Origin of the sequence: Streptococcus mitis, assembly GCF_000722705.1 — a bacterium.
Taxonomy (GTDB): domain Bacteria; phylum Bacillota; class Bacilli; order Lactobacillales; family Streptococcaceae; genus Streptococcus; species Streptococcus mitis_P.
Window position 1 is genome coordinate 1 of sequence record NZ_JPFW01000002.1, and the last position, 21,260, is coordinate 21,260.

Consider the following 21,260-nt stretch of genomic DNA (forward strand, 5'->3'; position numbering starts at 1 on the left):
TACCAGTTGTCTTGCCAAAGGCATCGCTGGGTAGCTATGTAGGGAAGGGATAAACGCTGAAAGCATCTAAGTGTGAAACCCACCTCAAGATGAGATTTCCCATGATTTTATATCAGTAAGAGCCCTGAGAGATGATCAGGTAGATAGGTTAGAAGTGGAAGTGTGGCGACACATGTAGCGGACTAATACTAATAGCTCGAGGACTTATCCAAAGTAACTGAGAATATGAAAGCGAGAGGTTTTCTTGGTTTGAATAGATATTCAATTTTGAGTAGGTATTACTCAGAGTTAAGTGACGATAGCCTAGGAGATACACCTGTACCCATGCCGAACACAGAAGTTAAGCCCTAGAACGCCGGAAGTAGTTGGGGGTTGCCCCCTGTGAGATATGGAAGTCGCTTAGCTCTAGGGAGTTTAGCTCAGCTGGGAGAGCATCTGCCTTACAAGCAGAGGGTCAGCGGTTCGATCCCGTTAACTCCCATTTAAGCGGGTGTAGTTTAGTGGTAAAACTACAGCCTTCCAAGCTGTTGTCGCGAGTTCGATTCTCGTCACCCGCTTTGAACTTTGTTCAATTACCAAGTTTTTAACTTGGGCGCGTAGCTCAGGTGGTTAGAGCGCACGCCTGATAAGCGTGAGGTCGGTGGTTCGAGTCCACTCGTGCCCATAAAGTTTGGTCCGTTGGTCAAGGGGTTAAGACACCGCCTTTTCACGGCGGTAACACGGGTTCGAATCCCGTACGGACTATTTTGGAGGATTACCCAAGTCCGGCTGAAGGGAACGGTCTTGAAAACCGTCAGGCGTGTAAAAGCGTGCGTGGGTTCGAATCCCACATCCTCCTTTTGTATTAACGCGGGATGGAGCAGCTCGGTAGCTCGTCGGGCTCATAACCCGAAGGTCGTAGGTTCAAATCCTGCTCCCGCAATAAGGCTCGGTAGCTCAGTTGGTAGAGCAATGGATTGAAGCTCCATGTGTCGGCGGTTCGATTCCGTCTCGCGCCATTTATATATTTTGGAAGGGTAGCGAAGAGGCTAAACGCGGCGGACTGTAAATCCGCTCCTTCGGGTTCGGGGGTTCGAATCCCTCCCCTTCCATTTTACGGGCATAGTTTAAAGGTAGAACTAAGGTCTCCAAAACCTTCAGTGTGGGTTCAATTCCTACTGCCCGTGTTAATAGAATTCTGGCGGGTGTGGTGAAGTGGTTAACACACCAGATTGTGGCTCTGGCATGCGTGGGTTCGATCCCCATCACTCGCCTATTTTATATTATTGGGGTATAGCCAAGCGGTAAGGCAAGGGACTTTGACTCCCTCATGCGTTGGTTCGAATCCAGCTACCCCAGTTACTATTTGCCGGCGTGGCGGAATTGGCAGACGCGCTGGACTCAAAATCCAGTGTCCGCAAGGACGTGCCGGTTCGACCCCGGCCGCCGGTATAGTAATAAAGACAAGGTTTTTGGACCTTGTTTTTTATTTTCTCAATTAGTTTTTGTTTCAAAGTTACTTAAACGGCTCTTTGTCAACTGTAGTAGTATAAAAAGGTAGCAAGTTAAAATCTTACTACCTTTTTTATTTTTGAGTCATCAGTGTTAATTGAGAATATAGAAGAAATTTGCCTTAAGAACGTAAACTAATAGCATAGATTAAATCAAAAAATTATTTATAATCTCTATTTTTTGATTTTCGATTATGTTAATTATTTTTTCTTCTTTTTCTATTAAATTCTCAATTTCCTCAATTTTTAAAATGGCTTCATTTTGTTGCTTGATAGGTGGAATAATGACAGTTAATTTTTCAATTTGACCAATGGATGCACGATAACTTCTTGAAAAACCTTCCCTAGTACCTTCTTGTTCCAACTTATGAGCTAAGTAACGATAATGAATTTTATCAGTATTTATTCTTAGAACTCCTGCATGGTCTGTTGGGTAAAATGGAAGATTTGCAGGAATAGTATTTACCATCCAGTCCCCATCAATACCCCATAATATTGATGGTTTGCTGAAGTCCTTAATAATATCCTTATCAATCAAACCCAATGGTTCAAACACATTTGCAGAATAAACAGGAATCCCTTCTTCTGTTAGTTCTTTATTTAGCACTCGTTTTCCTATCATTAGAGTAAAATCATTAGAAGATAATCTATATATCTCCCCCCCTAGAACATCAAGGGATTCAAAGATTTTAATAATTTGTTTGCGGTAATCTTCTATCTTCATTCTTGAATTTTGATACTGTTCATCCAATTTATCAACTTCAGAAATGATTTGTTCTTGGATATCAGTAGGAGGTACTGGAATCTTAATTTGTGTAATTGCATTTGATAGATTATTAATATTTGAGCCACTGCTTTCATTTTGAATGATTTCACGATATTTAGATGAATTTAAAAGTTCAAATAAGTACTTTGGTAATATAGATGTGCTATTAATACGAATTATTCCCATAAAACCACCAGCATAATATTCAGTATCATTATCAATAAACGCTACTTTTCCCACATGTTTTTTACTACCGCTGGAAAGAGTCATAAATATATCATTTTTCCTTAGCTTTTTATCGTTATCAAAAATAACAGAGGGATTGATATTTATTATTTTTTTTATCTCAAGACGACCATCGGTTGTAATATTATCTGATGTTAATACCTGAACACTTGTTTCTTCCGTACTCTGTTTATTTTTATCAAAAGTTACACCCTTGATAATTTCAATACCTAATTCAGATTTTGAAATTTTTTCCACGGGATACTTACTTGATATCTCAATTTTTCTTTCCAGGTTAGTTTTAATTTGTGCATCAAAACTAGTCTGCGTAAAATCAAGCATATCAATTAAAGATATAGCTGATACAAACTCTTTCAATTCACTTGGAATAGTCAATGATTCATTATTAAAGTTATTACGAATAATGGTATTAATTTTTGAGTCATCTTCCAAGTCAATAGGATTAAATAAAGGAGTTTGAATACTATTTATAGCCTGATTTTTAGACACCTCCATTTCTTCAACAGAAATAGTAGCGCCTAAATATTTTATTCCTTCCTGTCCCTTTCTTTTAGACCATTCATATCCTAAAAATCTCTTTATTTCAGTATTATCGGTCGAAGATTTTACAATGATGACGTTATTTTGCTGTGATTTTGCTAATGCAAAGTAGAATACTTTTTCTTGTTCGAGTTCTTTTATAAACCCATAAAATACTTTTTGATACTCTGATTTTCTATTATCTTCAGTATACTTTTTAGTAATTCTTTTTTTCTAATATTCTTAGCAATACTAGATTTTTCAAAAACTTCTTTATACTCTTGAAATAATTCAACTTCTAAAAGATTTTTAAACTCATTTGTCTGCAATTCGCAGTATAAATCATAGTTTAACCCCACAGTTTCACAATAGTTTTGAACAATAGAGATATCACTTGTTTCTACATCAGTGTTATTAAACCAACGTTCTATAGCATATCTATAATTATCTGCTTCATTTGGTGGGTATTTCTTTTTACGTAAGAAGAAAGCAATTGTATTTGTTCCAGTAGAACCGAATGTTTTTGAACCAAATTCTGCAATAGCAATAATCTCAAAATTTTCTAGTAATCTTTTTCTTGCTTTTGCATAAAGTCCCCCATTTGATAATACAGAGCTTGGAACAATAATTCCAGCGACTCCTTCAGATTTTAGTAATTGTTCAGCTCTCTCTAAAAAGAATAGTTCAATACTATTATTAGTCTCTAATCTATCTACATGAGAACTTAAATTGTATTTCTCACGTTGTTTTTCAGATAAAGTTTCTAAAAATCCTTTCACGGAATAAGGAGGGTTAGCAACAACAACTGAGAATGTACTATCCTCAATTTGATTTTGTTCATCCAAAGCGTCTCCATAAATAATATTGATATTATCCTGACCGTACATAAAAGCTGATACCTTAGCAACCTTAGAAAGACGGTATTCCTTCTCAATTCCATAAATTGCAGAATAACAATCATGTAGTTTTGTTTCATCAACATATTTTTTTATTTGTTCAGCATACTCGTTTAAGAAGTGTCCAGCACCACTTGCATAATCAATAACTTTTGGAATGCTGGTGTTTTGATTAATTTTTTCAAGTGGTAAACTTGATACTATAAACTTAACGATAGGTAACGGAGTAAAAAATTGGCCTTCTGACTGTTTTACACCATTATCTAAAAATCCTTCAAATAGGTCTCCAAGAAATTGATTTTGTTCCTCCGTCTTTAATTTCATATCTTGTAACATTTGAACAACTTCAACTAATATTCTAGAATTCTGATAAAATAGTTGCTCGTTGTAAACATCAAGGAATGTAAAATCGTTATTCGAAAAATACTTTAGTTCTTTAAAGTATTTAAAAATGGCATCCTTAGCAGCGTCTTTACGTAGTCTGAAAGCATCCTCAATGTCTTGCTCAGCAACATAAGATACTCTTTCGTTTAAAAACTTCTCCATACCTACTTGATAGAGCCTTTGTAGTCTATCAACTAAGTCAAAATATGTATCGTGAGCAACTCCTTTCCAGTTGAATTTTAAATCATCTTGATTTTGCTCTTCATCAACAATCTTTGCTAAAAATAGATTAACCAATTTATCAAATGCGTTTTCCCGACCTCCTACATTGTATTTTCTAAGAATTGTTGCAAACTGATTATACTTTTTTTGAACTTCATCATGTGTGATTTCTTTTAATTCTGAAACTGTTGATTTTATTTTTCCTATTTCAAATGGTTTAATTGTTTGCTCTAGCACCCCAGTTGTCCTAAAATCTTGTTGATAGGTATCACGCCAAACTTCAAACTTATCATTTCCACCTTTTGCATTTTTATATGATTTAGGATTATCTATTGTGGCGAGAAATTCGTCATTGTCTTTTAAATGAATAACATGATATATTCTCTCAATAGAAGATTCAATTACTTTTGAAGCATAAAGAACTAAAGCTTGTGCTTTATTTTCTTGTTTTTCATATGAAAACAATTGTCCTCCATCTAGTAGTGTGTTTTTCCATTCTTTATCAAATTCTGGTCCGAAAGTTTTGGCTTCGATGATTAAGAATGGATTTCCTTCATAATCATCAATTGTAACATCTGCATTTCCAGATTTCGTATTATGACCTAGTTTATAACCTTTTTCTATAGAAATTTGATTTGGAAGATATCCTTGTTTTAATAGTCCAACAATTATATCTAAGACTACAAAATTTTCTTCTGAAGAGAAATTAGTAGTAGTATCTCTTCCTATTTCTTTTAAATTTGGGTAGGAGATTTTCTCCTCACCTATATTAATTTCAATTTTGTGACTATTAATTTCTAATTCAAATAAATTATCTTTTTGTATTTCATTGAAATTAAGTGCTTTTAACCAAGGTTCTATATTAGCCATGCATTTTTCTCCTGGAGGATATTGTTACTTACTATTTTACCATAAGTCCGTTTTAACTCCTCAATCTTCTTTAGTTTTTAGAGATATTTTTTTTATTTATAAATTTTACTTACTTTTTAGAATTTTCAATAGTATGTTTTTTACACAATATAACAGTTACCAAAAAGTTACTAAAATTTGAAAAATGAGTCTATTTTACAAGGTTCAAAAGTTCTAAAACACTATTAAATTAAGGTTTTTTGATTTTGTTGTTTTGTCTGAGTTACTAGAAATTACTATTGTTTGTACCTATAGTTTTATTTTCATGAAATTTTATTCTTTCTATAGGAAATTCATATATATATTAATTAAATTTCATGTTATATATTTAGTTTCATTTAAATAAAAAAATTTACTAATAAAGCTTTGTGGTCGGAAAAATTATTTTCGATAGTTTCGAAGTTAGAAATTTCAGTATGATTAGAGAGAAAAATATGGTCTAGTTTTGTGTTTGTTTCTTTGTAAGTAATTTCTTCATCACTTGCATCTATCATATATTTTAAGATTTCTTCAATTTTGTGAGATAAAGTGGTTCCCTTAATATTTTTTGTTATATTTTCTATACTTTCGTTAAAGTCACCAGCTAAAATAAGATGGTCGTAAAATTCATTCTGTTTAGAAGAAGCAAGTTGAATATAATGATTCCACATCTCTTTTTTATCAACTGGAGCATTTCCATAGAGGGGAAAGTGTAGTGAAAATATTTCAAGCCTTTTACTATTTATTGCAAATAATCCTCCAGCTTGTCTACAATAATAATCATTGTAAATAGGTTGTAATTCTTTAATGGTTTCGATGGATTCTTTTAAATAAAATAGTCTTGTATTAACTGGTTGTTTCCCATCTTGAAGAGGATGTATGACTCCGTATCCTTTATCATTTAGTATTTCTTCAATTTTCTCTATGGCCACACTTTTATCAGTTTTCAAATTGTTATCTATAAGACGATTACCTACCTCTTGTAGTGCTATAAATGTGGGTTTGGGTCGATTTTTTGACAGTAAAAATTTTACAATGTTTTTAGGATTTTTGTCTGTATTATTTTTACTCTTATAAAAGTTTAAGTTTGCACTTAAAATAGTCAATGCAGTTTTTTTAGTCATAATGAACTCTTTTTTTTGTGAAATTTTTATGTAAGTTAAATTTATTATATTTTGTTAGACTCTATTTTTGAATTGCACCCCAAAAGTTAGATTTTTCTTTCTAACTTTTGGGGTGTAGTTCAAGAATTACGTTTTCTTTTTGTTTGATACAAAAGGTAAAGAATAAAATCAATTTTGAATTAATTATAATCTTAAATTTTCTTTAGTGTTAACCATTTATTGTATACCATTCCAAATTTTTATCTGTTTAACTATAGTACTAATCTGTGTTTCTAAATCTAAAATATTTATATCTTCTCGAGTCATTTCCTTGGCAATTGAAATAGATTCAGATGCTTTATTAGTAACATAATACTTCCCTATATTTTTCTTTCTACTATTTTCATTTAAAAAATCATCAATTTTTTCATATTGTCCAATCTGTTTATTAACTTTATAAACTTTATTAAATATATTTCGTGACAGATAGTTTTCAATTTCTTTTCCTTGTGTTATCCATACAATAGCCTGATTTTGCATAAATTCTTTTTTAATTCTTAGTTTAGTTTGATTTATCCTTTTTTTAGAATCAGTCTTATCACTATCTATAACAATAATAGAGTGAAGATTAGCTCGAAACAATTGTATTAGCTCATTTGATTCATCCACTTTTCCGGTTAGATGTGAAAGTAGTCTTCCACCATAAAATAGAATTTGATAATGGATATTCTCTTTTAAAGTTCCTTTTGAATAAAGTTCAATCCACTTATTTATATAAATTCTATCTGATGGACCTTCAACCCAAATTACTGCATTGGATTGTAGTATGTCACTAGCTCGTACCCCTAAGCTCATTAATATATATTCATTCTCTATGAATGATAGCGCTGAATTAGTAATAATTTGATTATTCTCTTTTTTGATATGAGTCAAAGTTACGTTGTCTCTACCACTGAACATATTTATTGGAACAGTAGAGTGAGTTGTTAAAAAAATTTGTGAATTATTTTCTTTAGCCCACTGATATAAAAATTCAAATAAATTTCTTTGTATTGCTGGATGCAAGTTATTCTCCAATTCTTCAAAGATAAAGACTGTATTAGTTAAAAGGGGTTCGAAATTATAATTTGTAGTTTCTCTTGTTTCTAAAAATAGCTTGATTAAGACCAATAAAATGGTCTTTAACCCACTACCAGAATTTGAGATTGGAATTTTTCCATTTTCATTGACTAATTGGACTTCCCATTTGGAATTGGGGCCATCAGTTGTTTCGATTTCCTGACACATTATTCTTTCAAAATGGGTTTCTGGTTTCATAATTTGATTTAACGCATTTAGAATATCGTTTTCTACAACTTCGTTAGGAAGGTTAGCTACATTTAGATATTGCCTCAATAAATTTGTAGCACCTGTTCCATCTTCAGATACTGTTCGATTACTATTTTGTATTTCAGGAACTAGATTTCTATCAGCTGATAATTTGATTAATTTTAGACGTCTAATATTATTGTTTAAATAATTATTGGCTAAATAATTAAAATTATCTATTCTTTTATAAGAAGTGATTTGAGTTTGAGGAATTCCCGGTATATTTGATAATGTAATTTGCTCCTTGCCAATTGCTTTAATAGGCTGATATTCAAATGATATGTATTCATTGATATATTTTGCCCCAAATGTAAAATGATTAATACCAATTTCACCTCCAGACGTATCTTCCCTGAATACATTTTTGATTTCGGTTTCTGTTGGGCAAAAACCAAATTCTAACATGGTATCAGTTGATAATTCCCGATTAGTTACATCCTCAGAAATTAGCATTTCTATTGATTGTAATAATGTGGATTTACCGATATTGTTTTGGCCAACTAGGATATTGAGATTTTCAAGCTTATCAAAACCTATATAAGAATCTCCGATATGTTTATAATTTTTAATTCTTAACGATTCAAGACGGTTCATTAATGACTCCTTTGTTTTGATTTTTATAATTTTGTCTAAATACTTAGACATTGTTTGATATACTATAACCGATTTAACAATATTATGAATTGATGTTATTATACCATTTAATTGATTCTTTATAAATCTTTTTCATAGTAGTGAACATCAAATTGAGATTTCTATTCAGTTACCAAAAAGTTACTAAAATTTGAAAAATGAGTCTATTTTACAAGGTTCAAAAGTTCTAAAACACTATTAAATTAAGGTTATAAGTTTTAAAAAATGTAGGAATTAAACTCAAAATCCAGTGTCCGCAAGGACGTGCCGGTTCGACCCCGACCGCCGGTATAGTATAGAGTTAAGGAACGTGGTATATCTTCGTTCCTTTTTATATTATTTTTGGTATAATAATAGTTATTCAAATTTTATTTAGATTATGAAAGTGTAGGGAAGTATGTCTCGTTCTATCGATTTATTAAAACATCGGTATTTAAAAAATATTAAAGAAAATCCTGAATTGTTTGTTGGGATTGAGCTGGAATATCCTGTTGTAAACTTGGAAGGGGATGCTACAGATGTTGAAGTTATCAAGCATTTATTTGGATATCTAGTTTCTGATTTGCATTTAACTGTAGAAAAGGTTGATGATTTTGGAAATCCTATTCAGCTAGTGGATCCAGTAAGTCAGGATGCTATTTTATTTGAAGTTTCCTATACTACGATTGAGTTTGCATTTGGCAAGGCTGAAACGATTCAAGAGGTTGAAGAACGTTTTAGTATTTATATGGAAGTGATTCAGAAAAAGTTAGCTGAATCAAATCATGCTATTGTTGGCTGTGGTATTCATCCCAACTGGGATAAAAATGAGAATTGTCCAGTGGCTTATCCACGCTATCAGATGTTGATGGATTATTTAAATTTGAGTAGAAATATTACTAAATCAGATTTACATCATTTCCCTGAATATGGTGCTTTTATCTGTGGGAGTCAGGTTCAGCTGGATATTTCAAAATCCAACTACTTACGGGTGATTAATGCTTTTACTCAAATTGAAGCGGCTAAGGCGTATTTATTTGCCAATTCTGAGTTTTCGGGTGCAGATTGGGATACGAAAATTTCAAGGGATATTTTCTGGGAAGAATCCATGCATGGCATCTATCCAGAAAACGTCGGGGTCAATGCTAGACTCTTTAAAGATGAGGATGATTTTTTTGACTATCTCGATCATTCTGCGATTTTTACTGCGGAACGTGATGGACAAACCTATTATTTTTATCCGATTCAGGCTAGGGACTATTTGGCTACATCTGAAATCCAAGCATATGCTCTTAATAGGGATGAGATTCTTATTTACCCTCAAGAGAAGGATTTTGAAACTCATCGTAGTTATCAGTACCAAGACTTAACGACTCGCGGAACAGTTGAGTTTCGTAGTGTGTGTACACAGCCACTTGATAGAACTTTCGCTTCAGCAACTTTTCACTTGGGATTGTTGGTTAATTTAGATAAGTTAGAGGCTTACTTAGAAACAGCAACTTTCTTTAAAGAATTTGGTTGTGATTACAAGTTTTTACGACGACAATTTTCTAAGAAAAAGCTTACAGATGAGGAAGAAACTGCGATTATTGAATTTTCCAAAGACCTACTCCTGCTAGCTGAGGAAGGACTAGTGATGAGAAATAAGCAAGAAATGAGCTATTTACAGCCTTTGAGAGACAAATTGGGGTTATAATTTTTGTTATAAAGCGAGAATTTTCTGAAAAATCATGATATAATGGAAGAGACTATAGATAAAGGACAGAGAGTAATGACATTAGTTTATCAATCAACGCGTGATGCCAATAATACAGTAACTGCCAGCCAAGCTATTTTACAAGGTTTGGCGACGGACGGTGGTTTGTTTACACCGCTTACTTATCCAAAGGTAGATTTGGACTTTGACAAATTGAAAGATTCTTCTTATCAGGAAGTTGCTAAGATTGTTTTATCAGCATTTTTAGATGACTTTACAGCTGAGGAGTTGAACTACTGTATCCACAATGCCTACGATAGCAAATTTGATACTCCAGCTATCGCGCCATTAGTGAAATTAGACGGACAATATAACTTAGAGCTTTTCCATGGTTCAACGATTGCTTTTAAGGATATGGCCTTGTCTATCTTGCCATACTTTATGACGACTGCTGCTAAGAAACATGGTTTGGAGAATAAGATTGTTATCTTGACAGCGACATCTGGTGACACGGGGAAAGCTGCTATGGCAGGATTTGCCGATGTGCCTGGTACGGAGATTATCGTCTTTTATCCAAAAGATGGTGTCAGCAAGGTTCAAGAGTTGCAAATGACCACTCAGACTGGCGACAATACTCATGTTATTGCTATTGATGGTAACTTTGATGATGCCCAAACAAATGTGAAGCATATGTTTAACGATGTGGCTCTTCGTGAAAAATTAGCGGCAAACAAGTTGCAATTTTCGTCAGCTAACTCTATGAACATTGGTCGTTTGGTACCACAAATTGTTTATTATGTTTATGCCTACGCTCAGTTGGTCAAGACTGGTGAGATTGTGTCTGGTGATAAGGTCAATTTCACAGTACCAACAGGAAACTTTGGAAATATCTTAGCTGCCTTTTATGCTAAACAAATTGGTCTACCAGTTGGTAAATTGATCTGTGCTTCAAATGACAACAATGTTTTGACAGACTTCTTCAAGACACGTGTTTACGACAAGAAGCGTGAGTTTAAGGTAACAACTAGTCCATCTATGGATATTTTGGTATCTTCAAACTTGGAGCGTTTGATTTTCCATCTTTTGGGAAATGACGCTGAAAAGACAGCTGAACTCATGAATGCTTTGAATAGCCAAGGTCAATATGAATTGACAGACTTTGATTCAGAGATTCTTGCACTCTTTGCAGCTGAATATGCGACTGAGGAAGAAACAGCGGCAGAAATCAAGCGTGTTTATGAATCAGATTCTTATATCGAGGACCCTCATACAGCTGTTGCTTCGGCAGTTTATAAGAAATACCAAGCGGCTACTGGCGATGTGACTAAGACAGTGATTGCTTCAACAGCTAGTCCATACAAGTTCCCAGTGGTTGCAGTAGAAGCTGTAACAGGGAAAGTTGGCTTGACTGACTTTGAAGCCTTGGCTCAATTACATGAAATATCAGGAGTGGCTGTGCCACCTGCGGTTGATGGGCTTGAAACAGCTCTTGTTCGTCACAAGACAACAGTGGCAGCTGCTGATATGCAAGCAGCGGTCGAGGCTTATTTAGGACTTTAAGACAGAAGGAGTAAACTCGGTTGGGAAACCAACTGAGTTTCTTTTCATCAGGAGGAAGGATTGTTTAAGAAAAATAAAGATATTCTTAATATTGCCTTGCCAGCTATGGGCGAAAACTTTTTGCAGATGCTCATGGGGATGGTGGACAGTTATTTGGTTGCTCATTTAGGATTGATAGCTATTTCGGGTGTATCAGTAGCTGGCAATATTATCACGATTTACCAGGCGATTTTCATCGCTCTGGGAGCTGCTATTTCCAGTGTTATTTCAAAAAGTTTGGGACAGAAGGATCAATCTATGCTAGCCTATCATGTGACTGAGGCGTTGAAGATTACATTATTATTAAGTTTCCTTTTAGGAGCTTTGTCCATCTTCGCTGGGCAAGAGATGATTGAACTTTTGGGGACGGAGAGAGATGTAGCTGAAAGTGGTGATCTCTACCTATCTTTGGTAGGCGGATCGATTGTTCTCTTGGGATTAATGACCAGTTTGGGTGCCTTGATTCGTGCAACTCATAATCCACGTCTGCCTCTCTATGTTAGTCTTTTATCCAATGCCTTGAATATTCTTTTTTCAAGTCTAGCTATTTTTATTCTTGATATGGGGATTGCTGGTGTTGCTTGGGGGACTATTCTGTCTCGTTTGATTGGTCTTGTGATTTTGTGGTCGCAATTAAAGCTTCCTTATGCGAAGCCAACTTTTGGACTGGATAAAGACTTACTGACTTTGGCAATACCAGCAGCTGGAGAGCGACTCATGATGCGGGCTGGAGATGTCGTGATCATTGCCTTGGTCGTTTCTTTTGGAACGGAGGCAGTGGCTGGGAATGCAGTCGGAGAAGTCTTGACCCAGTTTAACTATATGCCTGCCTTTGGTGTGGCTACAGCAACGGTCATGCTGGTAGCTCGAGCAGTTGGAGAGGATAATTGGAATAGAGTAGATAAGTTGAGTAAACAAGCCTTTTGGCTTTCTCTGGTCCTCATGTTACCCTTGACCTTCAGTATCTATGCTTTGGGTATACCACTAACTCATCTCTATACGACTGATTCTCTAGCGGTGGGGGCTAGTGTTCTAGTGACACTTTTTTCACTACTTGGTACTCCTATGACGATAGGAACAGTCATCTATACAGCAGTCTGGCAGGGGGTGGGCAATGCTCGGCTTCCCTTTTATGCGACAAGTATAGGAATGTGGTGTATCCGTATTGGAACAGGATATCTGCTGGGGATTGTTCTTGGTTGGGGCTTGCCCGGTATTTGGGCTGGAACCCTTTTGGATAATGGTTTTCGTTGGTTATTTCTACGTTACTGTTACCAGCGTTATATGAGCTTGAAAGGATAGGAAATGCAAAAAATAGCTTTTATTTGGGATTTAGATGGGACATTATTAGACTCCTACGAAGCGATTTTATCAGGGATTGAGGAGACTTTTGGTCAGTTTGCTATTCCTTATGATAAGGAAAAGGTAAGAGAGTTTATTCTCAAGTATTCTGTTCAGGATTTGCTTGTGCAGGTGGCAGAAGAGAGAAAACTGGATGTGGAAGTGCTAAATCAGGTGCGTGCCCAGAGTTTGGCTGAGAAGAATGCTCAGGTAGTTTTGATGTCAGGTGCGCGTGAGGTTCTAAAGTGGGCAGACGCAACAGGGATTCAACAGTTTGTCTACACTCATAAAGGGGACAATGCTTTTACTATTCTAAGGGACTTGGGATTGGAATCCTATTTCACGGAAATTATAACCAGTCAGAATGGATTTGCACGGAAGCCAAGTCCAGAAGTGGCTAATTATCTGATAGATAAGTATCAGTTGGATTCTGAGAAGACCTATTATATAGGGGATCGGACTCTAGATGTGGAATTTGCCCAGAATAGTGGGATTCAAAGTATCAACTTTTTAGAGTCGACTTATGAAGGAAATCACAGGATTCAAACGTTAGCAGATATTTCCCGTTTTTTTAAGGCTGAGCGATAAAAAGATTGTGTCAGTTTTGTGACAGAGACCTAACAAACTATTTCAAGTAACTGAGTTTGTTACAAGGAATAGACAGTTCTGTTAAATAGGCCCGAGAGGGCTTTTTTTCTGCTTCTTTTGTGTTATCATAGACAGGTACTCATTTGAAAGGAATTTGAAAGAATGAAGAAAAGAATATTATTAGCCTCAACAGTAGCCTTGTCATTTGCCCCAGTATTGGCAACCCAAGCAGAAGAAGTTCTTTGGACTGCACGTAGTGTTGAGCAAATCCAAAATGATTTGACTAAAACGGATAACAAAACAAGTTATACAGTACAGTATGGTGATACCTTGAGCACCATTGCAGAAGCCTTGGGTGTAGATGTCACAGTTCTTGCGAATTTGAATAAAATTACTAATATGGACCTGATTTTCCCTGAAACTGTTTTGACAACGACTGTCAATGAAGCAGAAGAGGTAACGGAAGTTGAAATCCAAACTCCTCAAGCAGATTCTAGTGAGGAAGTGACAACTGCGACAGCAGATTTGACAACCAATCAAGTGACCGTTGATGATCAAACTGTTCAGGTTGCAGACCTTTCTCAACCGATTGCAGAAGCTCCAAAAGCGGTAGAAACTACAAGCACAAAAGAAGTAGTATCAAGTTCAGAAGTTACAGAGGAGCAAACAGCTGAAACAAGCAGTGCAGTTGCAGAAGCAGCTCCTCAGGAAACGACTCCAGCTGAGAAAGAGGAAACACAAGCTAGCCCTCAAGCTGCTTCAACAGTGGAAGCAACTAGAACTCCAGTAGAAGAAAAAGCAACCGAGACAACTGCAACAAGTTCAGAAGAAGCAAAAGAAACCTCATCAAGTGAAGCTACACAAGCAGTTGCTACTTATCAACCAGAAGAGACAAAACCAGCTTCAACAACTTACGCAGCTCCAGCAGCTCCTGATTATGCTGGACTGGCAGTAGCAAAATCTGAAAATGCAGGCCTTCAACCACAAACGGCTGCCTTTAAAGAAGAAATTGCCAACTTGTTTGGCATCACATCCTTTAGTGGTTACAGTCCAGGAGACAGTGGAGATCACGGAAAAGGTTTGGCTATCGACTTTATGGTACCAGAAGGTTCAGAACTAGGGGATAAGATTGCAGAATACGCTATTCAAAACATGGCTAGCCGTGGAATTAGTTACATCATCTGGAAACAACGTTTCTATGCTCCATTCGATAGTAAATATGGGCCAGCTAATACTTGGAACCCAATGCCAGACCGTGGTAGCGTGACAGAAAACCACTATGACCACGTTCACGTTTCAATGAATGGATAAATCAGACTTTGTAATATCATTTTGACGAATGAGATCTAGCTTTCGTGATAGGAAGCGATTCTCGTTCGTTTTTCTTTGTCATACTCTTCGAAAATCTCTTCAAACCACGTCAGTTTTATCTGTAACCTCAAAGCTGTGCTTTGAGCAACCTACGGCTAGCTTCCTAGTTTGCTCTTTGATTTTCATTGAGTATCAATATGAATGGAAAATGGGAAGTTAGAATTTTGTAATGCTTTAAGCATAATTCTTGCAATTTATTTTACTTTGCAATATACTTGATTTATCAATTGTTGATGAGTCAATAGAAAGGGAGAAGAAATGATAGAGATTCAAGATTTACTGTATCAACTACGATTGTCTGAGCAAGCGAGCACGCAATTGTTTGAAAAAAGGCTTGGGATTAGTTTGACAAGGTATCAGATGTTACTGTTTTTGCTGGAGAATTCCCCTTGTAATCAAATGGCGGTTCAGGAGCGTTTGAAGATTGATCAGGCTGCTTTGACCCGACATTTCAAGATTTTGGAAAAGGAAGGTTTGGTGGAGCGTCATCGCAATCCTGAAAATCAGCGGGAAGTCTTGGTAGAGGCTACTAAGTATGCCAAGGAGCAGTTAGTGGTGTATCCCCCTCTGAAGCATATCAGGGTTAAGGAAGCGATGGAAAGTATCTTAACAGAGTCTGAGAGAACAGAACTCAGCCGTTTATTAAATAAATTGGTTTTGGGTATTGAAAATATAGAAATTTAAGGAGAAATAGATGTCAATTATGACAATCATTTTAGCAACGATTGTTGCTTTGGAGCATTTTTACATTTTTTATTTGGAAAGTATTGCAACGCAATCAGATGCGACTAGTCGTGTCTTTAACATGGACAAGGAAGAACTGGCTCGTCCGTCAGTAAGTTCATTGTTTAAAAATCAAGGGATTTATAATGCTTTGCTAGGAGTCTTTCTCTTGTATGGTATTTATTTCTCACAGAATTTAGAAATTGTGACTATTTTTGTCTTATTTGTGATTGGGGCTGCGGCCTATGGCTCTCTAACAGCAGATAAGAAAATTATTTTGAAGCAAGGTGGACCAGCTATTTTGGCCTTGATTAGTATTTTATTCTTTAAATAAGCTTGAAGACCATTCTTATCCTCTCTAACTCTTTTCAACTCCAGAATAAGGGAAATATGTTATACTTGTCTTTAAGAAAAGAATTTCATGGAATCGTTTATAAGGAGCTAGAAATGAAAGTATTAGTGACAGGTTTTGAGCCCTTTGGAGGGGAAAAGGTCAATCCAGCTTTGGAGGCCGTTAAAGGTTTACCAGCTGAAATCCATGGCGCTGAGGTCCGTTGGCTAGAAGTGCCGACAGTCTTTCACAAATCGGCCCAAGTATTGGAAGAAGAGATAAACCGTTATCAACCTGACTTTGTCCTTTGTATTGGCCAAGCAGGTGGACGAACTAGCTTGACACCTGAACGAGTGGCCATTAATCAAGACGATGCACGCATTCCTGATAATGAAGGCAATCAACCGATTGATCTTCCTATTCGTCTAGATGGTGCTCCTGCCTACTTTAGTAGTCTACCGATTAAAGCGATGGTTCAAGCTATAAAAAAAGAAGGCTTGCCGGCCTCTGTTTCCAATACAGCGGGAACTTTTGTCTGCAACCATTTGATGTATCAGGCTCTCTATTTGGTAGAAAAGAAATTTCCACATGTTAAGGCAGGTTTTATGCATATTCCTTATATGATGGAACAGGTGGTGAATAGGCCGACTACTCCAGCTATGAGTTTAGTGGATATTAGGCGGGGGATAGAAGCGGCAATCGGCGCTATTATCGAATATGGGGATCAGGATCTCAAGTTGGTAGGCGGAGAAACTCATTGATAGAAAAAAGCTTGAGGGAAAACCTTCAAGCTTTTGGACGTTTTCGAGCTAGTACAGCTCGGTAGAAAATTATTTTATTGATTTGAATATAGGGAAGAAGTGAAAAACTAGCAATTCCAAAGGTAATCCAATTGAGGAAGTACCAAGGAAGGAGTTGTAAGTCTAGGACAAAGCGCTGAAATTTGTAACCTTTCATTAGGAAACGGCTGGTTTTAAGGATTTGTCCTGGTCTAGCTTGTCCCAAGTCTAGGGTGTCACAGAGGAGACATTCTACCTGCGAATAGGCATAGTATTGAGGAATATAGAGACTATTTCCTATAATCATTAAGAAGATACTTGCTAGAACGTAAAGACCAAAGGTCATGAGGAAACGCTCAGTTTCAACTGACGTGAGATCCAGATTGGGAAATTCAGGATGAAGGGCAACGAATTTCTTTGCTAGAAAGCTACTGTAAAAAAGAAAGTAAATTCCGAGCAAACTAGGAATGCTCCATAAAAAGAGATAGAAGCGTTTGAGAAGGAGAGTCAAAAAGGTTTGTGAAAAGTGCTCTTCATTAAAGAGAGTAAGACTATTTTTGACTGATAGTTCTGTATCTGGATTCTTGATGAGTTTCAGAGTTGTATAAACTGAACTGGTCAGGAGAACCGTTCCTATAAAGGAGACTAATAGTGGAAAAAGGTAGGCTTGGAATACATGACCAAGAACGCTTAAAAAGGATTGTTCTAAAATAGCCTCGTTGATACGCTTTAAGGGATTAAGGAAGCCAGACAAGATGACCAGCATGCTCGGTAAGAGATAGACGAGAAAGAGGCGGGGGTTTTCAGACTGTAATTGTCTGGCTTGCAGACGAATTGTTTTTAAATCAATTTTTGTGTTTTTCATTCTCTCATTATACCATAGTTCGTGACAGTTCCCGCTTTTTTTGATAAAATCATACAGTATGCCCTTGGGCTCAAAGTAAGAACTGGGACTGTCTTTCCCAGCTTCGGAGGTAGAAAATGTCAGATTCACCAATCAAATACCGTTTGATTAAGAAAGAAAAACATACAGGAGCACGTCTAGGGGAAATTATTACCCCACACGGAACCTTTCCAACACCTATGTTTATGCCAGTTGGAACACAAGCAACTGTCAAAACACAATCACCAGAAGAATTAAAAGAGATGGGGTCTGGAATTATTCTGTCCAACACTTATCATCTATGGCTTCGCCCGGGTGACGAACTTATTGCACGCGCAGGTGGTCTCCACAAGTTCATGAATTGGGACCAACCTATTTTGACAGATAGTGGTGGTTTCCAGGTTTATTCTTTAGCAGATAGCCGAAATATCACAGAAGAAGGGGTAACCTTTAAAAACCATCTCAATGGTTCCAAGATGTTCCTATCGCCAGAAAAAGCCATCTCTATTCAGAATAATTTGGGGTCAGATATCATGATGTCCTTTGATGAGTGTCCCCAGTTCTATCAACCTTATGACTACGTAAAGAAATCAATCGAACGTACCAGCCGTTGGGCTGAGCGTGGTCTTAAAGCTCATCGCCGTCCACATGACCAAGGTTTGTTTGGAATTGTGCAGGGGGCAGGATTTGAAGACCTGCGTCGCCAGTCAGCTCACGACCTTGTCAGCATGGATTTCCCAGGCTATTCTATCGGTGGCTTAGCAGTGGGAGAAACCCACGAAGAGATGAATGCGGTTTTGGACTTCACAACCCAACTGCTTCCTGAAAATAAACCTCGCTATTTGATGGGGGTGGGAGCGCCAGATAGTTTGATTGATGGGGTGATTCGTGGTGTGGATATGTTTGACTGTGTCTTGCCGACTCGAATCGCTCGTAACGGAACTTGTATGACCAGTCAAGGACGTTTGGTTGTAAAAAATGCTCAGTTTGCTGAGGACTTTACGCCGCTAGATCCTGAGTGTGATTGCTACACATGTAAGAACTATACACGCGCCTATCTTCGTCACCTACTCAAGGCTGATGAAACCTTTGGTATTCGCTTGACAAGCTACCACAATCTTTACTTCTTGCTTAACCTGATGAAGCAAGTGCGACAAGCCATTATGGACGATAATCTCTTAGAATTCCGTGAGTATTTTGTGGAAAAATATGGCTATAATAAGTCAGGCCGCAATTTCTAAAATGGAATGGATATAAGCTAAAAATCCTAAGTTTTCTCTTGGGATTTTTCTTCTTTTTTTGATAGAATAAAGTGTATAACGAAAGGAAGAAAAACTCGTATGCGCATTAAATGGTTTTCCTTGATTAGGATTACAGGTTTACTACTGGTACTCTTGTATCATTTCTTTCAGACCATCTTTCCTGGAGGATTTTTCGGGGTAGATGTCTTTTTCACATTTTCAGGATTCCTGATTACGGCTCTACTCATCGAAGAATTTTCTAAAAATCATGAGATTGATTTGGTTGGATTTTTTAGGAGACGTTTTTATCGGATTGTACCCCCTGTAGTTTTGATGGTCTTGGTAACCATGCCCTTTACCTTTCTAGTTCGACAAGATTATGTGGCTGGAATTGGTGGTCAGATTGCGGGTGTCCTAGGTTTTATGACCAACTTCTATGAACTGCTAACAGGTGGGAGTTATGAATCTCAGTTCATTCCTCATTTATTTGTTCATAATTGGAGTCTGGCTGTTGAGGTGCACTACTATATTCTTTGGGGCTTGGCAGTTTGGTTCTTATCTAAGCAGTCCAGATCAAATGGTCAGTTGAGAGGGATGGTCTTTCTCTTATCAGCTGCTGCCTTCTTGATTAGCTTCTTCTCCATGTTTATTGGTAGTTTTCTAGTAACCTCTTATTCCTCTGTTTACTTCTCTAGTTTAACTCATGTCTATCCATTCTTTTTGGGAAGTATCCTAGCAACGATTGTAGGTGTTCGTCAGACGACTTCCTTCGTCAAGCAGTTGGATAAAATCTGGGATTTACGAAAGACCCTGTTAGTTTTTGGAGGAGGCTTTGGTTTCCTAGTCCTTTTGACCTTCTTTGTCAAATTCACCTATCTTTTTGCCTATCTTATCGGCTTTTTACTTGCCAGTCTTGCAGCCCTTGCCATGATTCTGGCAGCGCGTGTCTTGCATGAAAAGACTCCTAACGTGCAGGAGCCAAAGATGATTAGCTTTTTAGCAGATACTAGCTATGCGGTTTATCTCTTCCATTGGCCTTTCTATATCATTTTCTCGCAGTTGACATCAAATCTTCTTGCTGTCTTACTGACTTTGATTTTTTCTTATGGATTTGCCAGTCTCTCATTTTATGTATTGGAGCCGTGGATTGCAGGAAAGAGCACACCTATTTTACAAACTCTTCGTCCCCTGCCTTATATCCATACAATCCTTGCAGCAAGCACAGGAATCTTGGCCTTCATTGTCTGCACGGTGACCTTGTTGGCACCACAAGTCGGAGCGTTTGAGACAGACTTGACTGTCAATGGCTTGAAGCAAGCTGCAACAAATATTGGCCAGACTAAGGTGATGGCAGAACGAGCAGAAGCTGATAGTTTAGGAATTGCTGATGGCACTATGTTAATTGGTGACTCGGTGGCTCTAAGGGCAAATACAGCCCTGCAGACAGCCCTTCCTGGAGCACAGATTAACGCACAAGTCAGCAGAACAACCAAGACTGCCAATGAAATCATGCTAAATAATAGCCAGAATAAATTTCTACCAAAGATGGTGGTTATTGCAACTGGGGTAAATAATCCTGAAAATTACAAGGAAGATTGGGATAGTATCGTGAAAAATCTTCCTAAGGGACACCATATGGTTTTGGTGACTCCTTATGAGGGAGATAAGACAAAAGAGACCTATGCCATCGTTGAGAAGGCTGCTGCCTACATGAGAGAATTGGCAGAGAAGACTCCTTACATCACGATAGCAGATTGGAATCAAGTTGCTAAGGAACATCCAGAAATTTGGACTGGGACAGACCAAGTCCATTTCGGAAGTGACAATAGTAAAATTGAAGCAGGAGCTAAATTGTATGCAGATACCATTGCTACAGCCTTACAAACGGCTCAAGACAAGCCAGTCAAATCAAAATAACTTGTATTAATAAATAGAAAAGAGTCTGGGACAAAATAGTTCTCAGCCACAAAAAAGCTAGAGATTTCCAATAGCGGAACTCTAGCTTTTTAATTTTGAGTCGTTCTCTTATTGTATTTTAGGAGGTTATTGGCCATAAGTACCAATCCCATGTCAATTCTCACTTGACGCTTGCCCCTCAGATTACATCTCTTGTACCCCAAACAAGCCTTTATCTGCCCAAAGACAGGTTCCACATCAATCTTGCGTTGAGCGAAAATCTGTCTACCTTGGGGAGATAAAAGCGCCTGACATTCT

Annotated in this window: 16 protein-coding genes, 12 tRNA genes and 2 rRNA genes; 24 read left to right on the forward strand and 6 right to left on the reverse strand. The window is 37.0% G+C overall.

All coding sequences use genetic code 11. The features are described from left to right. From SK642_RS00720 to SK642_RS00785, 14 genes are all read left to right on the forward strand, one after another. A 23S ribosomal RNA gene (locus SK642_RS00720) occupies window positions 1–212 on the forward strand; the annotation flags it as partial. 76 nt (window positions 213–288) lie between these two features. After that, window positions 289–404, forward strand: a 5S ribosomal RNA gene (rrf, locus tag SK642_RS00725). Between the two features lie 4 nt (window positions 405–408). After that, window positions 409–481: transfer RNA gene (locus tag SK642_RS00730), tRNA-Val, on the forward strand. 5 nt (window positions 482–486) lie between these two features. Then, window positions 487–557: transfer RNA gene (locus tag SK642_RS00735), tRNA-Gly, on the forward strand. A gap of 33 nt (window positions 558–590) precedes the next feature. Continuing rightward, a tRNA-Ile gene (locus SK642_RS00740) sits at window positions 591–664 on the forward strand. A gap of 8 nt (window positions 665–672) precedes the next feature. Further along, window positions 673–744, forward strand: a tRNA-Glu gene (locus SK642_RS00745). Between the two features lie 4 nt (window positions 745–748). After that, window positions 749–838: transfer RNA gene (locus SK642_RS00750), tRNA-Ser, on the forward strand. Between the two features lie 10 nt (window positions 839–848). Then, window positions 849–922, forward strand: a tRNA-Met gene (locus tag SK642_RS00755). 3 nt (window positions 923–925) lie between these two features. Next, window positions 926–998, forward strand: a tRNA-Phe gene (locus SK642_RS00760). A 12-nt stretch (window positions 999–1,010) separates the two neighbouring features. Further along, window positions 1,011–1,091 (forward strand) — tRNA-Tyr (locus SK642_RS00765). Window positions 1,092–1,095: 4 nt separating this feature from the next. Next, window positions 1,096–1,166 (forward strand) — tRNA-Trp (locus tag SK642_RS00770). A gap of 14 nt (window positions 1,167–1,180) precedes the next feature. Beyond that, window positions 1,181–1,253: transfer RNA gene (locus SK642_RS00775), tRNA-His, on the forward strand. A gap of 13 nt (window positions 1,254–1,266) precedes the next feature. Further along, window positions 1,267–1,338, forward strand: a tRNA-Gln gene (locus SK642_RS00780). Between the two features lie 9 nt (window positions 1,339–1,347). Next, a tRNA-Leu gene (locus SK642_RS00785) sits at window positions 1,348–1,431 on the forward strand. Between the two features lie 207 nt (window positions 1,432–1,638). On the opposite strand, the gene SK642_RS09705 is transcribed toward SK642_RS00785, so the two are convergent. The 4 genes from SK642_RS09705 to SK642_RS00800 form a co-directional block, all read right to left on the reverse strand. Then, entirely contained in the window at window positions 1,639–2,991 is a 1,353-nt protein-coding gene (locus tag SK642_RS09705; protein ID WP_161681752.1) for a restriction endonuclease subunit S, read from the reverse strand. Between the two features lie 188 nt (window positions 2,992–3,179). Then, a complete protein-coding gene (locus tag SK642_RS00790; protein WP_051734060.1) occupies window positions 3,180–5,393 on the reverse strand; it encodes an HsdM family class I SAM-dependent methyltransferase in 2,214 nt (737 codons plus the stop codon). A 377-nt stretch (window positions 5,394–5,770) separates the two neighbouring features. After that, window positions 5,771–6,535, reverse strand: coding sequence for an endonuclease/exonuclease/phosphatase family protein (locus tag SK642_RS00795; RefSeq protein WP_033682960.1), 765 nt, complete (start codon window positions 6,533–6,535; stop codon window positions 5,771–5,773). A gap of 216 nt (window positions 6,536–6,751) precedes the next feature. Continuing rightward, a complete protein-coding gene (locus SK642_RS00800; protein ID WP_033682961.1) occupies window positions 6,752–8,476 on the reverse strand; it encodes an ATP-dependent nuclease in 1,725 nt (574 codons plus the stop codon). 436 nt (window positions 8,477–8,912) lie between these two features. On the opposite strand from SK642_RS00800, the gene SK642_RS00805 reads away from it, so the two are divergent. The 8 genes from SK642_RS00805 (at window position 8,913) to pcp (ending at window position 16,904) form a co-directional block, all read left to right on the forward strand. After that, complete coding sequence (locus SK642_RS00805; protein ID WP_033682962.1) at window positions 8,913–10,190, forward strand: glutamyl-tRNA synthetase; 1,278 nt, start codon at window positions 8,913–8,915, stop codon at window positions 10,188–10,190. A gap of 75 nt (window positions 10,191–10,265) precedes the next feature. Further along, window positions 10,266–11,750: a threonine synthase gene (thrC, locus tag SK642_RS00810; RefSeq protein ID WP_033682963.1), complete on the forward strand. Its 1,485-nt coding sequence runs from the start codon at window positions 10,266–10,268 to the stop codon at window positions 11,748–11,750. 60 nt (window positions 11,751–11,810) lie between these two features. After that, complete coding sequence (locus tag SK642_RS00815; RefSeq protein ID WP_033682964.1) at window positions 11,811–13,091, forward strand: MATE family efflux transporter; 1,281 nt, start codon at window positions 11,811–11,813, stop codon at window positions 13,089–13,091. A gap of 3 nt (window positions 13,092–13,094) precedes the next feature. Beyond that, window positions 13,095–13,718, forward strand: a complete 624-nt coding sequence (locus tag SK642_RS00820) for an HAD family hydrolase (protein WP_033682965.1) — start codon at window positions 13,095–13,097, stop codon at window positions 13,716–13,718. Window positions 13,719–13,880: 162 nt separating this feature from the next. Beyond that, window positions 13,881–15,029, forward strand: a complete 1,149-nt coding sequence (locus tag SK642_RS00825) for a LysM peptidoglycan-binding domain-containing protein (protein WP_033682966.1) — start codon at window positions 13,881–13,883, stop codon at window positions 15,027–15,029. A gap of 318 nt (window positions 15,030–15,347) precedes the next feature. Next, entirely contained in the window at window positions 15,348–15,773 is a 426-nt protein-coding gene (locus tag SK642_RS00830) for a MarR family winged helix-turn-helix transcriptional regulator (RefSeq protein ID WP_033682967.1), read from the forward strand. A gap of 10 nt (window positions 15,774–15,783) precedes the next feature. Next, window positions 15,784–16,146 carry a DUF1304 domain-containing protein gene (locus SK642_RS00835; protein ID WP_033682969.1) on the forward strand — a complete coding sequence of 121 codons (363 nt, stop codon included), beginning with the start codon at window positions 15,784–15,786 and terminating at the stop codon, window positions 16,144–16,146. A 113-nt stretch (window positions 16,147–16,259) separates the two neighbouring features. Next, on the forward strand, window positions 16,260–16,904 hold the full coding sequence (gene pcp, locus SK642_RS00840) for a pyroglutamyl-peptidase I (protein ID WP_033682972.1): 645 nt from the start codon (window positions 16,260–16,262) through the stop codon (window positions 16,902–16,904). Window positions 16,905–16,929: 25 nt separating this feature from the next. Here the strand turns inward: pcp and SK642_RS00845 are convergent, their stop codons facing one another. Continuing rightward, complete coding sequence (locus SK642_RS00845; protein ID WP_033682970.1) at window positions 16,930–17,787, reverse strand: DUF975 family protein; 858 nt, start codon at window positions 17,785–17,787, stop codon at window positions 16,930–16,932. Between the two features lie 116 nt (window positions 17,788–17,903). On the opposite strand from SK642_RS00845, the gene tgt reads away from it, so the two are divergent. Further along, on the forward strand, window positions 17,904–19,046 hold the full coding sequence (gene tgt, locus SK642_RS00850) for a tRNA guanosine(34) transglycosylase Tgt (RefSeq protein WP_001285237.1): 1,143 nt from the start codon (window positions 17,904–17,906) through the stop codon (window positions 19,044–19,046). Window positions 19,047–19,145: 99 nt separating this feature from the next. Then, the gene (locus tag SK642_RS00855; RefSeq protein WP_033682971.1) at window positions 19,146–20,963 is read left to right on the forward strand and encodes an acyltransferase family protein; all 1,818 of its coding nucleotides are present in this window, start codon (window positions 19,146–19,148) and stop codon (window positions 20,961–20,963) included. An 89-nt stretch (window positions 20,964–21,052) separates the two neighbouring features. Here SK642_RS00855 and SK642_RS00860 read toward each other — a convergent pair. Further along, on the reverse strand, window positions 21,053–21,260 hold a 208-nt coding region (locus SK642_RS00860), incomplete at its 5' end, for a transposase (RefSeq protein ID WP_018371614.1).